Origin of the sequence: Actinoplanes derwentensis (assembly GCF_900104725.1) — a bacterium.
In the GTDB taxonomy this organism is placed as follows: domain Bacteria; phylum Actinomycetota; class Actinomycetes; order Mycobacteriales; family Micromonosporaceae; genus Actinoplanes; species Actinoplanes derwentensis.
Window position 1 is genome coordinate 2,806,435 of record NZ_LT629758.1, and the last position, 13,437, is coordinate 2,819,871.

Below are 13,437 nucleotides of genomic sequence, written 5' to 3' on the forward strand. Positions count from 1 at the left end.
CCCAGCGACCTGACAGCCGCCCGGCGGGCGTCGGATCTGTCCCGACCGGTCGCGACCTGTCTCGATCTGACAATCGCTTCTGGTGTCAGACCGGGCTGTCCCAATCGGTGCCTCGGAGCCGTTCGCATCCCGCGACACGCCCCCGACCGAGGAGACCGATCATGGCTACGACACGCCGCCCCCGGAATGCCAACACCGCTTTGACCAGCGCGGAGAAGGCGTTCGCGCTGCTGACCTGCGAACCGGCTCCGCTAGTGTTCGACGCCCGGCCCGTGCCGGGGATGCCGAACACGACGATGCCGCTGGACCGGCTGCGCACCCTGCTGGTGTACGAGCGGTACGACAGCGACACCACCGACATCCTGTGGCGCCAACTCGCCCGCCACGCCCGCGAATGGGGACCGGCCTGGGTCGTCGGCGCGATCGGCGTCGCGCTGCCCGCCCTGACCCACCTCGCGGCGAAGATCAGTCACGGGCGGCCCAGGCTCGCCGACGACGTCGACTCCGAAGTCCTGGCCGGGTTCCTGGAGGCGCTGCGCAACACAGACCTAGACAAGCCGCGGCTGTGGCTGCGGATGTGCTGGACGGCTTGGCGCGCCGGAGCCACCGTCATCAAGGACCAGGAAGACGAGGAGCTACCGCTGGATCTGTCCACCGGCTCCCGCACCCCGCGCATGCCCTACGGGCACCCGGATCTGTTGCTCGGCCGGGCCGCCGCCGCCGGCATGATCAGCGACGAAGCCGCCGAACTGATCAGCGCCACCCGCTTCGGTGACGCCCTGATCGAACAACTCGCCGCCGAGCAAGGCATCACGGCCCCAGCGCTGCGGATGCGGCGCCGCCGCGCCGAACGAGTCGTCGCGGCCGCAGTCAGGCGCGGCGACCTGTCCGGACCCTTCGCCCCGAGCGACCGCAGCGCCAGCCCGACGGCAGCGTGAGGCGCTTCCGACATCACCGGATCGAGGCCGCACCGAGCAGATGCTCGGCGCGGCCTCGATCCGTTTCAGCGGACCGTCGTCGCGCGTCCGCTCACGCTGGTGCGGTGATCAGACGCACGGTGATGTCGCTGCCGGAACGCCCTACGGCGGCGACCCGGTGCGGCAGGCGGCTGAGGAAGTCGCGAAAGTTACGGCAGCCGTAGTTGGCCTGGTCGAACGACGGGTCCAGCACGAGCATCTTGTTCTTGACGGTGCCGGCGGTGGGAGTGTCGGTAGGGATTTGCTCGAAGGCGCGCACCAGCAGGGCTTCGGCTGCCGCGATGTCGAAGACGGCGGTCACGGCGGGTCTGGCGGCCGGTTCCACCTCGGCGACGACGGTGCCCCAGAACTTGTACTCCGAGCAGACCGAGACCAGTCGCTGGCTGGCGGTGGCTTGCGTGCCGACGCCGACGACGTGTTTGCCGAACTCGCGTAGCCGGTGAACCAGTGGCGAGTAGTCGCTGTCGCCGGTGACCAGGATGAACACGTCCACGTCGGGGTGGCTGATGAGGACTTCCATCGCGTCGACGGCCATGCGGATGTCGGCGGCGTTCTTCCCCGCGATGCCGTGGTGGGCGATCTGGACGAGGTCGACGCCGTTGTTGGCCAACGCTGGCTGGTAGCGGCCGAACCCGGTGTTGGCCCAGTCGGCGTACGCCTTGCGAATGGAGGCGTTGCCGTAGAACCCGCGGCACAGGTGCGTCAGCGCCTTGGCGGGGATCGGCTCGCTCTGCCCAGGAAGGCCCTTGCCGGCGCCGCAGACCAGGTTCTCGAAGTCGATGAACACCGCCACCCGAGCCTCGGGCGAGTACCGCGTCAGCCGTTGTGACCGCATCCATCCGCCGAGCGATCCCTGAGCCAGCCTCTCACCGTCCATATAAGAGAGCCTGTCTCGTTCACTCACCGATGGCTACCCGGTTCGACCGATCGGGTCAGGTCGTGACAGGAGTGGCACGAGTTCGATCGACCTGACATCGCGGATCTGGGTGGTGCATGTCATCCACGGCATGCCCGCCCGGTGGGGACCATCGAAGCGGCGAGGCCCTGATGGTCCGGCAGGGCTGGCGCGGCGCGCTGACACCGCCACCCTTCGCGAGACGCGAGGAGGAGCGCCCCACCGGATCAGTCTCGACCTTCGCCCCGGTCCCCATCGCGGCGGCCCCGCAGAACTCCTGTGGAGCCTCGCGATGCACACCAGTCTCACCCTTCTGTCCCTTGCCGCAGCAGCTGACGTGCCGCTGGCGGCGGCCAAGACCATCCCGCAGGTCATCGATGGCATCACCGGCTGGATCATGGGCATCATCGCGGTCGTCGCGACGATGTTCCTGGTCATCGGCGGCCTGCGCTACATGGCCGCCGGAGGCGACCCCGCCCAGGTCGAGCAAGCCAAGGGCAACTTCAAGTCCGCTCTGATCGGCTACGCGCTGGCCGTGTTGTCCCCGGTGGTCCTCGATGTGCTGCAAAGCATCCTCGGCGGCTGACCGATCATGACCGACTGGCTGATGGACGGCCTGGTCACCTGGCTCGCTGAGCAGGTCGTCGACCTGCTCAGCGGGCTCCTGGCCCTGCTGGCCTCAACACTGTTCGTATCGCCGGACGTCACCGTCCTGCCGCAGGTCACGTCGATCGCCGACAAGAGCGCGCTGGTCGTCGACTCCTGCTTCGTTCTCGCCATCATCGCCGTGGGCATCGCGACCATGGTCGGCGACTCGGTCCAGATGCGCTACGGCATCAAGGAGCTGATCCCACGCCTGGTCGTGGGTTTCGTGCTGTCCGCCTTCTCGATACCACTGACCAGCCAGATCATCGCCATCGCCAACGCGCTGACGGTCTCCATGACCGGTACCACGGCGCCCACTACCGAGACGGTCACCTTCGTGAAGGCGCGTATCGCCGCCGCGATCAGCGACGACGGCAACACGCTGCTGATCGCGATCATCGCGCTGCTGATCGTCGTGTTGATGGCCATGCTCATCGGGAGCTGGTTCGTGCGCGTCGGCGTGCTGCTCGTTCTGGCCGGGCTCGCGCCGGTGGCGCTGGCCTGTTACGCCACCCCGTGGTCGCAGGGTGCCGCCGACCTGTGGTGGCGCTCCCTGCTGGGCTGCTTGGCCACCCCGTCACTGCAAGCCGTCGCGTTCACCAACGGCATCGACATGGTGATCAACCCGGACGCGAACCTGCCGATCGTCTTGGGCGTGCCCGCCTCGGACACGTTGAACCTGATGCTGGTCGTCGTGATGCTCTGGCTCACGATGAAGATCCCGGCCCTGCTGGGCCGGTACGTGACAGGTGGTAAGGGCTCACCCAACATCGGCGGGTTCCTGCTGCGCGCCATCGTCGTGCAAGGCATCGCCCGCCGCATACCGCTGCTGCGGGGTGTCCGATGACCAACGAGGACACCACGCCGCGCGCAGTGGTACCAGCGAACGTCTCCGAACCGGACCGCATCGCCTTCGGGCTGACCTTCCGGCAACTCGTCATCATCGGCGGCCCTGCCCTGGCCGGGTTCGGCGCCTATCGCACCTACGGCCCGTTCCTGCCGCCTGCGGCGTGGATCGCCGCAGGGATCGTCGTGTTCGCTGTCGCAGTCGTCATAGCGATCGGCCGCCGCGACGGTCTTCCGTTGGACGTGTGGCTCAAGCACGGTTTCGCGTTGTCGCGCAGCCCGCGCACTCTCGTGCCCGGCACGGCGCGGGCCAGCTCGGTCGCCGTCGTGGCTGGCAAGCCGAGCATCCCGGCGCCGTTGCGGTCTCCGGTCATGAGCATCAATCCTGCCGGGGTGCTCACCAGCGAAGGCACCAGCAAGGTCCTGATCGCCTGCGGCACCACGAGTATCCACCTGCGCACCGGCGGCGAGCAGGCCGCTTTGTTGGACGGGTTCGGCCGGTTCCTCAACTCCCTGACCGGCCCGGCGCAGTTGCTCGTCGCCGCGCAGCGGCATGACCTGAGCGTGTATGCGCGGGCGACCGCCGACGTCGCGCCGCGCCTGCCGCACCCTGCGTTGCAGACCGCCGCCGACGACTACGCCGGATTCCTGCTCGATCTCGACGCCGAGCGGGATCCGCTGCGGCGCCAGGTTCTGGCCGTTGTCACCGGCGAGCACGCGGCCGATGCCGCGGTACGCGCTCTGTCCGGCCTCGGTGTCGAAGCCGCCGCGCTGGACGGGCCGGCCGTCGCCTCGGCATTGGCCGCCGCCGTCGATCCTTTCTCTCCTCCCGCGCCGGGTCCGCGTGCGGTGCCCGGCGCCCCAATCACCGTACGGAGCAACCCGTGAACCTGCTGAAGACGAACAAGAACATCGCGGCCGGGGCGGACATGCCGTCCCCGGCCGCACTGACAGTTGCCTCGGCACATGTACGAGTCGGGGACGGCTACGCCGCCACGTTCGTAGTGTGCGGCTACCCGGCCGAGGTCGGCCCCGCATGGTTGGACCCCTTGCTGTCCTACCCAGGCCGGGTCGATGTCGCGGTCCACATCAGCCCGGTCGCGCCGCAGCTGGCCGCGCCGATGCTCAAACGCCAGCGCGCCCGGCTGGAATCGTCGCGGCGCCTGGACGCCGGTAAAGGCGGCCTCGGCGACCCGATGACCGACGCGGCAGCCGCCGACGCCGCCGATCTGGCCGAGCGGGTGGCCCGGGGCGCGGCGAAGCTGTTCGACACGGGCATCTACGTCACCATCCACGCCCGCGACCTGGACGAGCTGCGCACCGTCACGGCGGGGGTGAAATCAGCTGCTGCGTCCGTGTTGTTGGACTTGCAACCGGCCACGTTCCGCCACCAGCAGGGCTGGATCTCGACCCTGCCGATCGGCGTGGACCCGCTGCGGATGCGGCGCATCCTCGACACCACCGCCCTGGCGGCGGCGTTCCCGCTCGCCTCGGCCGACCTCGCCGCCCCGGTCCCCGGCACCGTCGCCGCCCCGGACGGCGTGCTCTACGGGCTGAACACCACCAGCAACGGCGTCCTGCTGTGGAACCGGTGGGCGCAGGACAACCACAACAGCGTGGTCCTGGCCCGCTCGGGCGCCGGTAAGTCGTACTTCGTCAAGCTGGAAGTCCTCCGCAACCTTTACCAGGGCACCACCGTGTCGGTCATCGACCCGGAAGACGAGTACACGCCGCTCGCGGAACACGTCGGCGGCACGGTCGTGCAACTCGGCGTACCCGGGGTACGGGTCAACCCCCTCGACCTGCCGGACGACGACCGGCCCGACACGCTGACCCGGCGGGGCCTGTTCCTGCACACGCTGATCTCGGTGATGCTCGGCGCGACGCCACCACCGGCCGAACGAGCAGCCCTGGACCGTGCCATCACCACCACCTACAACCGGGCCGGGATCAACACCGATCCCGCCACCTGGAGCAGACCCGCACCGCTGATGCGGGACCTGGCCGAGGTCCTCGCGGCCGACGACGACCCGGCCGCCGCCCAGCTCGCGGCCCGGCTCGCGCCGTGGACGGTCGGGAACTTCGCCGGCCTGTTCAACGGCTCGACCACCACAACCCCCGGCGGTCACCTCGTCGTATGGTCGCTGCGGCACCTGTCTGACGAGCTACGTACCGTCGGCACGTTGTTGGCGTTGGACGCGATCTGGTCGAGCATCGACGCTCCGGCCCTCAACGGACGCCGGCGCCGTCAACTCGTCGTGGTCGACGAAGCTTGGCTACTGATGCGCGACGGCGAAGGCGCACGGTTCCTGTTCCGGATGTCCAAGGCCGCCCGTAAACGCCTCGCCGGGCTGTGCGTGATCACCCAGGACGCCGCCGACGTACTGTCGACCGATCTTGGCCTGGCCGTTGTCTCCAACGCCGCCACCCAGGTGCTGATGCGCCAATCCACCCAGTCGATCGACGCGGTCGCCGAGGCATTCGGTCTGACCGCCGGAGAAGCCCGGATGCTCCTCGCGGCCTCGCGTGGGGAAGGCCTGCTCGTGGCTGGCCGGTCGCGGATCGGCTTTCGCAGCGTCGGATCGGCGGCCGAACACAAGATCGCCGTAACCGGAATTGGGGAGGTGGGCGCATGACCACCGCCCCGACCTGGCCCACTGACCTCGCACATTTGGTGATCGCCCGGCCGTGGCTCGGGCTCGTAGCCGCCGCCCTGATCGTGGCCGGGGTGATCGGCAACGACCAGCTCCTCGCCTGGCGGCACCGCCGCTTCGTCACCGGTGCCCGGTGGGTGACGATCGCCGCCCCACCGGAGGTGACAGCCGAGGCCGCCGCCGCGTTCTGGAGCACCCTGGTCGGCGTGCTCACGCCGTCGGTGTGGCGGCGCAGGATCTACGGCTACCCGCACGTCGGGTGGGAGTACACGTGGACCGGCCGCGCTCTGGCGATCCGGGTGTGGGTGCCCGGGACGGTGCCGCCCGGAGCGGTCGAGGCCGCCGTCCGCGCGGCCTGGCCCGCCGCCACGATCACCGTCGGGGACGCGGGCGCGCCGATCCCGGCGACGGTGGGTGAGCAGGCGGGTGGGGCGCACTGGCCGCAGCACGCCGACGTGCTGCCGCTGCGTGTGGAGCATGCCGCGGACCCGTTGCGGGCGCTGTTGTCGGCCGGGGCCGAGGTCTGGCACCGTGAGTACGCGTGCGTGCAGGTGCTGGCCCGCCCGGCATCGGCCCGCCGCGTACGGGCAGCCCGCCGCTCGGCAGCCACCTCGACCAACCACCCGCATGGGCGGCCCGACCCGGCGACCCGCGCCGCCGCAGGTGCGGCCCGGTTGGCGATCGAACCGCTGCTGTGGTTGCTCGAGGTCTTCCTTCCTGGGCCGTCCCGGCCGGCTACCACTACCCGCTCTGCCTCTCGACCGGAGGTCCGGGACCCGGTCGCCGGGGCCGAGGCGCGCACTGTGGTCGAGAAGGCCGTACGGGTGCCGCACTTCGAGATCGCCGTGCGGTTCGCGGTCGCCGCGCAGCCGGACAAGAATCCGCCCACGCCGCAACGGGCCGAGGAGGTCCGGCGGCGGCTGATCGGGCTCGGGCACACGATCGCGTCGGCCGCCGCCGCGTACACCGGCCCGAACCGGCTGCGCCGGATGAAGATGCCGCACCCAGTCGCCACGCTCGCCGGACGCCGGTTGCGGCGCGGGTTCCTGGCCACCGTGCCGGAGCTCGCGGCGCTGGCCGCGCTGCCGCAGGACGTGGCGGTTCCCGGTTTAGATCGGGCTCGGGCCAAGGCGGTGCCGGCGCCGGTGCAGGTCCCGAGCGGTGGCCGGGGCGTGAAGATGTTGGGCCGCTCGCAGGTCGGGCATCACAAGGTCGGGCTCAAGGTAGTCGACTCGCGGCAGCACATGCACATCGTCGGCAAGACCGGCGTCGGCAAGTCCACGCTGCTGCTGAACCTGATCCTCGGCGACATCAAGGCCGGGCGCGGGACCGTGGTCATCGACCCGCGCGGGGACCTGATCAACGACATCCTCGACCGGCTCCCGGCCTCCTACGCCAGCCGCATCCACATCATCGACCCGGACCAGGAGAACCCGGCGTGCTTCAACCCCCTCGATGACCAGGGCGATCCGCATCTCGCGGTAGACAACCTGGTCGGGATCTTCGCGAAGATCTTCCAGGGCCAGTGGGGGCCGCGCATGGACGACACCATGCGCGTCGCGTGCCTCACCCTGATGCGGCACGCCAAGCCGACCCTGAGCCTGGTGCCGTCGCTGCTGCAGGACCGGCAGTTCCGCGGCCGGTTCACCCAGGGCCTCGACGACCCGGACGGGCTCGGCGGGTTCTGGCTCTGGTACGACGGCATCAACGAGCAGTTCCGCGGCCAGGTCATCGCGCCGGTCCTCGCGCGACTGAGGGCGTTCCTGCTGCGGGATTTCGTCAAGAACGTGATCGGCAACGCCCACTCCTCGTTCGACATGGGCAAGGTCCTCGACGGTGGGGTGCTGCTGTGCCGGCTGCCGAAAGGGCAACTCGGTGAGGAGACCAGCCGGATCCTCGGCTCGCTGATCGTCGCCCGGGTGTGGCAGGCCGCCATCGCCCGCGCCGCGATGCCCGAGGAACAGCGCAAGGACGCCACGTTGTACGTGGACGAGGTGCAGAACTTCCTCACCCTGCCGGGCTCGGTCGGCGACATGCTGGCCGAGGCGCGCGGCTACCGGCTCGGCCTGGTCATGGCCCACCAGGACCTCGCCCAGCTGCCGAAGGACGTCGCCGCGGCGATCAGCGCGAACGCTCGCACCAAGGCGATCTTCAACGTCGACCCGGCCGACGCGCGGGAGCTGTCGCGGCACACCAAACCCGAGGTGGACGAGCATGACCTCGCCCACCTTGACGTGTTCACCGCCGTGGCCCGGGTGCTGGTGGACAACCGGGAGCTCCCGGCGTTCACCTTCGTCACCAACCCGCCCGCTGCGGCGGACGGGGAGCCGACCGCGATCCGGCAGGCGTGCGCCGCCGCGAACACGCCTGCCGGCGAGGAGCCGCCGATGCAGCAGTTGGCTCGCACGGTGATGAAGCGGCGTATGACCGACCGGGACCGCTGACAACCGGCTGCGTTCGGGGGCTCGTCCGGGTGCGGCATCGGGGGCTCGTTTGGGGGTGTCTGCGACACGAGACCCCAGACGAGCCCCCTGCCCGCCGTCTGTCAGGTACCTGAGCTGGGCAAACCCGGCCACCGGCGACCCCAAATTCAAGATCCACACGTCCAGACTCCCTACAGGGTGTCCTTCTCCCACCGGGGGTGACGTCTATGCCGCTCTCTCGCACGGCCAGCCTGCTGTCCATCTACCCCCATATCACCAGCCGTGACCGGCTCCTGCTCCAACTCCTCGACGACCACCAGGTCCTGACCACCGGCCAGATCCACCGCATGCTGTTCACCGCGCGGCGAACCTGCCAGATCCGGCTCAACGAGCTGGCCGCCCTCGGCCTGATCGAACGGTTCCGGTTCCCCCGCGACGGCGGCGGCAGCCAGCCATGGCACTGGACGCTCGGCCACAACGGACAACGCTTCCAAGCCGCCGCCCACCAACGGCCCGAGCCCACCACCCGATCAAGCAATCAGACCGTGCAACGGCTGTCGGCCAACCCGCACCTGATCCACCTCGTGCTGACCAACGAGTTCTTCGTGCGTCTGATCGAGCACGCCCGCCGGCACGACGACGCCCGCCTCGATCGGTGGTGGTCCGAGCAGGTCACCCACAAGCAGTTCCGGACCATCACCGCCGACGGGCACGGCCTCTGGACCGCCGACGCCGTCACAGTCGGCTTCTTCCTGGAGGCCGACACCGGCAGCGAAGCCCTCGGTAGCCGGGTTGTGGCGAAACTCGACAAGTACGCGACGTTCATCCGCGACAGCGGCGGCACCCGATACCCGGTGCTGTTCTGGCTCGGCAGCGAGCAACGCGAAGAACACCTGCACCGGCTTCTACCCGGCCAGCACACCGGCGTCCCGGTCGCCACCGCCACCCACGCCGCCGATCCCGCCGCCCGCGTGTGGCTCCCGCGCGGCTCCACCAGCCGGGTCTCCCTGGCCGAGCTGCCCAGCGACCACGGCCAGCCCATAGCGGGCAACCCGAACCTCGCAGGTGGCGTCTTCCGTGCCTGACAGCCGCTGACAGCTGCACGGCTCGACCTGTCAGCCCAGGTCAAGGGCATGATCGCGAATCCTGACAGAGGCGGTGCTGTCAGATCATGAAGCTACGGTGCAGCTTCTTCTCTTTCCTTTTTGTTCGCACCGCCGCCCGTCTCGACCCGCCTCGCGGGACTGCCGGTGCCCGGCCCAGCTCACCCGTAGCCCACCGTCTCCGGTCGGCTCGTGATCTGCGCCCCGCGCATTCCTTTCGGCAGCTTCCCGCCGGTCCAGACGCCGCGATCCGGTGGCACCACCGCGCATCACCACCCCCAACCCGCTTCGCGAAGGGAGCACCGCCATGCCCACGTCCGCCCCGCTGACCGATCAGATCGTCACTGTCTGCTTCAACCCCGGCGAGGACGCCGACTGGTTCGCCGCCAGTGAGAAGGTCAACGACCTCATGAATGCCAACGGCACCCCCGCCCGCCGGTTCCGTGTGCGGCACCGCAAGTTCATCGGCTGGCTGACCCGATTCCTCGGCTACTACCTGCTCGACGCCGCCCGTAAGTTCGGCGCCATCACCCTCGCTGCCGGAGGCCGTAAGAGCCGACTCGATCTGTCCGGCATGTCCATGATCGCCACGAACGAGGCCGTCGCCCGCTGGCGCGCCTGGAACTACCACATCAACGCCACGACGAAGCCCGCCCGGCTCTGGGAGGACTTCCTCGCCCAGCACCACGCCGAACCGGCCAAGGTCAGCCTGGCCGAGGCCCGTCGCCGCTTCGAGCAGCAGCCCCGCGTCCTGGCGATGCTCGCCTTCAGCGGCGGCCACGTCTTCGACCCGTACGAGTTGTCGCTCTACCAGGCCGGCGAGGCCACCTACGCGGGCCTCTACTGGCGAGCCGCCCTTGTCGGCGACGCGCTGATCACCACCGACGGACGCATCATGCGGCCCGCCACCAACACCGCAGCCGACCGGCTGCGGTTCCTCAACGAGGCGTGCATGTACCTGCGCACCCTGCACAACCGCGCACGGCTGTGCGCCGTCGCCATCGCCTGACCCACCCCCTCCACCGCACCTCGAAGACCGGCCACAGCTCCGCTGTGACCGGTCTTCGGCGTGCCCGAACCATGTGAAAGGAGACCCGTGATGTACCTCGACCTGGTGGAGAGGTGGATCGTCCGGACCACCGGGCGGACCCTCGACCAGCACGCCGCCGATCCCGTCCCGGCCGCCGCAGCGTTCCCGGCATCCGCGGATCAGGTTCGCCTCGCCCGTGAGGTGCTGCTCACGGCGGTGGACGAGTTGCGGACTCTGCTCATCAACGGCGACGACCTGAACAGCTCGCCCACGGTGCTGGCGGGCAGGCTCGACGAGATCAGCGGCCACGTCAGCGACTACCACGGTGCGCGCCTTCACCTCGACCGGCTCATCACCGATCCCGACCGCACCGGACACGTCGCGACGAACCCGGTGCAGCCGGTCCGGCGCCGCTACGTCAACCCCGGCGACACCGTCCTGATCGTCCTGCCGCACCACGACTATCTGCGCAAGCAGAAGATCGCCGGACGAGCCGTACGGGCTCAGATCAACACGGCCGACGTCGAACTCGACCCCGCAGAGTTCCCCGGCCCCGTTCGCCTGAGCCACGGCATCGCCGGGATCTACCGCGACCGCGTCGAGGACCGCCTCTACCACCTACGGGCCACCGGCGAACGCCGGATCTCCCGCCGCTGATCACCCCGGCCCATTCGCGCCGGGCGTTCACCCCTCGACTCGCGCGTGGCCACCCGTCGGTCGCACGCGCCGTCGAGAACCATCCCCAGCGCCGTCCGGTGCCGGGGCGTCACCCCTTATTCCCGAGGAGGGAAACCCCATGCAATTGCAGTCCCTGACGCCTGCCACCCAGGCCGTCCTCACAGCGCTGGCCGAACTCGGCCAGGGCAACGTCCACGAACTGGCCGAGAAATCGGGCAAGGCCCGGTCCACCACCGACAAGGCCATCCGAACCCTGGCCGACGCCGGTCTGATCGTCGAGATCGACCTCGGCGGCGACGCGGCCGAGGGCACACCCGCCCGCTGGACCCTGTCGGACGACACCGCCGCCGCGCTGGACGCGGCCGACATCGCCGACGAGAACACCGCCAGCCCGGACGAGCCGGCGGACGAGCCGGACTCCGACCCGGCCGACGAGGCAGCCAGCGACGAGAGTTCGCCGACCGGCGACGACGACAGCCAGCCTACGGAAACCGGTAACTCCGGCGACGAGGCCACCGGCGAGCAGGCCACGTCCGACGGAGACGGCGACGGCCAAGGTGACGAGGACGACGGCGATGAGGACGACGGCGATGAGGACCAGGACCAGGATGATAAGGAGGACACGGACGCCCCGGCCACGGGCGAACCGCGTACGGTCGTTGCACCGCCCCGTCCCGGCGATCGCAAGGTCATGGCCATCAAGGGTGTCCTGGCCGAATTCGGCGACGACGGCGCGGCCGTCGACATGATCGTCGCCGAGAGCGGCATCAGCCACCCCACCACCATCCGGCTGCTCGACGCGATGCAGCAGGCCGACGCCGCCCGCCGCCTGCCGCCCAAAACGGGCCAGCCCGAACGGTGGATCGCCGGACCGACCAAGGCATCCGAGGTCGACCCGAACCCGGAGCCGCCGCGCTGCGCGCTGTGCTTCCAGGTGATCCGCGGTGTCACGAGCACCCCGGCCGCCGTCGCCGCGGTACAGAGCCTGATCCGCACCGACGGAACCCTGCACATCGTCGGCCCGGACGACGAGGTCCACGCCGTCAAACTGCCGACTCGGCTGCCCCCGCGCACGCTGAACAACACCCCGATCCCCCTGGGGCACCGCAGCGACGCGACCGCCAACGCCGACGGCAACCAGCCCTTCCAGCGCGGCGAGTTGGAGAAGCTGACCGTCGCCGAGCTGGCCGCCCGCCCCGGCCAGCCGATGACTCCGCAGGAGATCGCCACCGCGATCAGCGCGAAGCTGGGCGGTCGCAACGTCAGCTCCGGCGCGGTGCGCAACAACTGCACCAAGGCCGCCGCCGCGGGCAACATCCTGCTGGTCTCCGAAGCGCCGCTGACCTTCGTCTTCCCGAAGCCCGTCGTCAACGACGACACCGGCGACGCCGAGACGGAAGCCGAGCAGAACGACCACGGCGACGGTTCGGGCGACGACCAGGCCGAGCAGACCGACAACAACCAGGACAGCGGCGACGCCCAGCAGTCCTGACCGATTCCCAACCTCGCGGGGCCGAGCGCACATGCGCCCGGCCCCGCACCCGTTCCACGAGAGGAGCAACATCCATGACCGACCTCCCCGGAGCCGGTTCCGGCGCACCGGCCGACCGACCCGCAGTAGTCGGCAGCACCAGGCAACACCACACGCCGCCGGGCGACGGTCCTCGGCAGCCGTACGATCAGCTAGACAACGAGTCGGCGCAGATCATGCGCGCGATGCCCGACCGTGGCTCCGTAACGCCGGAGCAACTGGCCGCGCGCACGGGGCTCCCGCTGCGCATCGTGCTACGGCGGCTGCCCTTGCTGGAACTGGCGGACCTCGTGCACCGCCACGACGGCGGTGTGGCCTTGGCCAAAGGCGACAGCCAGGTCGATGCGGCGTCGGCTGACCTGGTCAGCGCCTACTGCGCCGCCAACCCCGGCCAGCCGCTGAAACCGTACGAGATCGCCCGAGGCATCACGGCTGCGACCGGCCGTCACCTCGGCACGGCCGCTGTCCTCAACTGCTGCCTGCTCCTGACGTCCACTGGCAGCCTCGCCCAGGTCGCCGAAGCACCGATCGCGTTCGCCTTCCCGACGGCCAGGATGCCGGCCGACGAAGACCGCACCCCTCAGCCCTGACTGACCACCCACTCATTCCATCGCGGGGCCGAGCGTCTGCTCGGCCCCGCACCTGTATCCGAAAG

The 13,437-nt window shown here is 70.0% G+C and carries 12 protein-coding genes; 11 read left to right on the top strand and 1 reads right to left on the bottom strand.

Annotated elements, in window-relative coordinates:
- Window positions 1–161 precede the first annotated feature (161 nt).
- A complete protein-coding gene (locus BLU81_RS12730; protein WP_092544573.1) occupies window positions 162–938 on the top strand; it encodes a hypothetical protein in 777 nt (258 codons plus the stop codon).
- 91 nt (window positions 939–1,029) lie between these two features.
- Here BLU81_RS12730 and BLU81_RS12735 read toward each other — a convergent pair whose 3' ends face one another.
- Window positions 1,030–1,854 (bottom strand): NYN domain-containing protein, encoded by an 825-nt coding sequence (locus tag BLU81_RS12735; protein WP_231954465.1) that lies wholly within the window; start codon window positions 1,852–1,854, stop codon window positions 1,030–1,032.
- 310 nt (window positions 1,855–2,164) lie between these two features.
- On the opposite strand from BLU81_RS12735, the gene BLU81_RS12740 reads away from it, so the two are divergent.
- From BLU81_RS12740 to BLU81_RS12785, 10 genes are all read left to right on the top strand, one after another.
- Complete coding sequence (locus tag BLU81_RS12740; RefSeq protein WP_092544575.1) at window positions 2,165–2,458, top strand: pilin; 294 nt, start codon at window positions 2,165–2,167, stop codon at window positions 2,456–2,458.
- A gap of 6 nt (window positions 2,459–2,464) precedes the next feature.
- Window positions 2,465–3,364 (top strand): hypothetical protein, encoded by a 900-nt coding sequence (locus BLU81_RS12745; RefSeq protein WP_092544577.1) that lies wholly within the window; start codon window positions 2,465–2,467, stop codon window positions 3,362–3,364.
- Entirely contained in the window at window positions 3,361–4,251 is an 891-nt protein-coding gene (locus tag BLU81_RS12750) for a PrgI family protein (RefSeq protein ID WP_092544579.1), read from the top strand. Before BLU81_RS12745 ends, BLU81_RS12750 begins: the two co-directional genes overlap by 4 nt.
- 41 nt (window positions 4,252–4,292) lie before the next feature.
- On the top strand, window positions 4,293–5,999 hold the full coding sequence (locus BLU81_RS12755) for a VirB4 family type IV secretion system protein (RefSeq protein WP_157752143.1): 1,707 nt from the start codon (window positions 4,293–4,295) through the stop codon (window positions 5,997–5,999).
- Window positions 5,996–8,461: a type IV secretion system DNA-binding domain-containing protein gene (locus BLU81_RS12760; protein WP_092544583.1), complete on the top strand. Its 2,466-nt coding sequence runs from the start codon at window positions 5,996–5,998 to the stop codon at window positions 8,459–8,461. Before BLU81_RS12755 ends, BLU81_RS12760 begins: the two co-directional genes overlap by 4 nt.
- A gap of 206 nt (window positions 8,462–8,667) precedes the next feature.
- Window positions 8,668–9,525, top strand: coding sequence for a replication-relaxation family protein (locus BLU81_RS12765; RefSeq protein WP_092544585.1), 858 nt, complete (start codon window positions 8,668–8,670; stop codon window positions 9,523–9,525).
- Window positions 9,526–9,850: 325 nt separating this feature from the next.
- Window positions 9,851–10,552, top strand: coding sequence for a hypothetical protein (locus BLU81_RS12770; RefSeq protein WP_092556990.1), 702 nt, complete (start codon window positions 9,851–9,853; stop codon window positions 10,550–10,552).
- A gap of 90 nt (window positions 10,553–10,642) precedes the next feature.
- A complete protein-coding gene (locus BLU81_RS12775; RefSeq protein ID WP_231954466.1) occupies window positions 10,643–11,230 on the top strand; it encodes a hypothetical protein in 588 nt (195 codons plus the stop codon).
- Window positions 11,231–11,369: 139 nt separating this feature from the next.
- Window positions 11,370–12,743: a helix-turn-helix domain-containing protein gene (locus BLU81_RS12780; protein WP_157751524.1), complete on the top strand. Its 1,374-nt coding sequence runs from the start codon at window positions 11,370–11,372 to the stop codon at window positions 12,741–12,743.
- A 74-nt stretch (window positions 12,744–12,817) separates the two neighbouring features.
- Window positions 12,818–13,372: a DprA-like winged helix domain-containing protein gene (locus BLU81_RS12785; protein ID WP_092544589.1), complete on the top strand. Its 555-nt coding sequence runs from the start codon at window positions 12,818–12,820 to the stop codon at window positions 13,370–13,372.
- Window positions 13,373–13,437: the final 65 nt, after the last annotated feature.

What these genes read in the sequence shown, in the direction of transcription:
- BLU81_RS12730 (WP_092544573.1), top strand. Translation starts at nt 162, where the DNA reads ATGGCTACGACACGCCGCCCCCGGAATGCCAACACCGCTTTGACCAGC.
- BLU81_RS12735 (WP_231954465.1), bottom strand. Translation starts at nt 1,854, where the DNA reads ATGGACGGTGAGAGGCTGGCTCAGGGATCGCTCGGCGGATGGATGCGG.
- BLU81_RS12740 (WP_092544575.1), top strand. Translation starts at nt 2,165, where the DNA reads ATGCACACCAGTCTCACCCTTCTGTCCCTTGCCGCAGCAGCTGACGTG.
- BLU81_RS12745 (WP_092544577.1), top strand. Translation starts at nt 2,465, where the DNA reads ATGACCGACTGGCTGATGGACGGCCTGGTCACCTGGCTCGCTGAGCAG.
- BLU81_RS12750 (WP_092544579.1), top strand. Translation starts at nt 3,361, where the DNA reads ATGACCAACGAGGACACCACGCCGCGCGCAGTGGTACCAGCGAACGTC.
- BLU81_RS12755 (WP_157752143.1), top strand. Translation starts at nt 4,293, where the DNA reads ATGCCGTCCCCGGCCGCACTGACAGTTGCCTCGGCACATGTACGAGTC.
- BLU81_RS12760 (WP_092544583.1), top strand. Translation starts at nt 5,996, where the DNA reads ATGACCACCGCCCCGACCTGGCCCACTGACCTCGCACATTTGGTGATC.
- BLU81_RS12765 (WP_092544585.1), top strand. Translation starts at nt 8,668, where the DNA reads ATGCCGCTCTCTCGCACGGCCAGCCTGCTGTCCATCTACCCCCATATC.
- BLU81_RS12770 (WP_092556990.1), top strand. Translation starts at nt 9,851, where the DNA reads ATGCCCACGTCCGCCCCGCTGACCGATCAGATCGTCACTGTCTGCTTC.
- BLU81_RS12775 (WP_231954466.1), top strand. Translation starts at nt 10,643, where the DNA reads ATGTACCTCGACCTGGTGGAGAGGTGGATCGTCCGGACCACCGGGCGG.
- BLU81_RS12780 (WP_157751524.1), top strand. Translation starts at nt 11,370, where the DNA reads ATGCAATTGCAGTCCCTGACGCCTGCCACCCAGGCCGTCCTCACAGCG.
- BLU81_RS12785 (WP_092544589.1), top strand. Translation starts at nt 12,818, where the DNA reads ATGACCGACCTCCCCGGAGCCGGTTCCGGCGCACCGGCCGACCGACCC.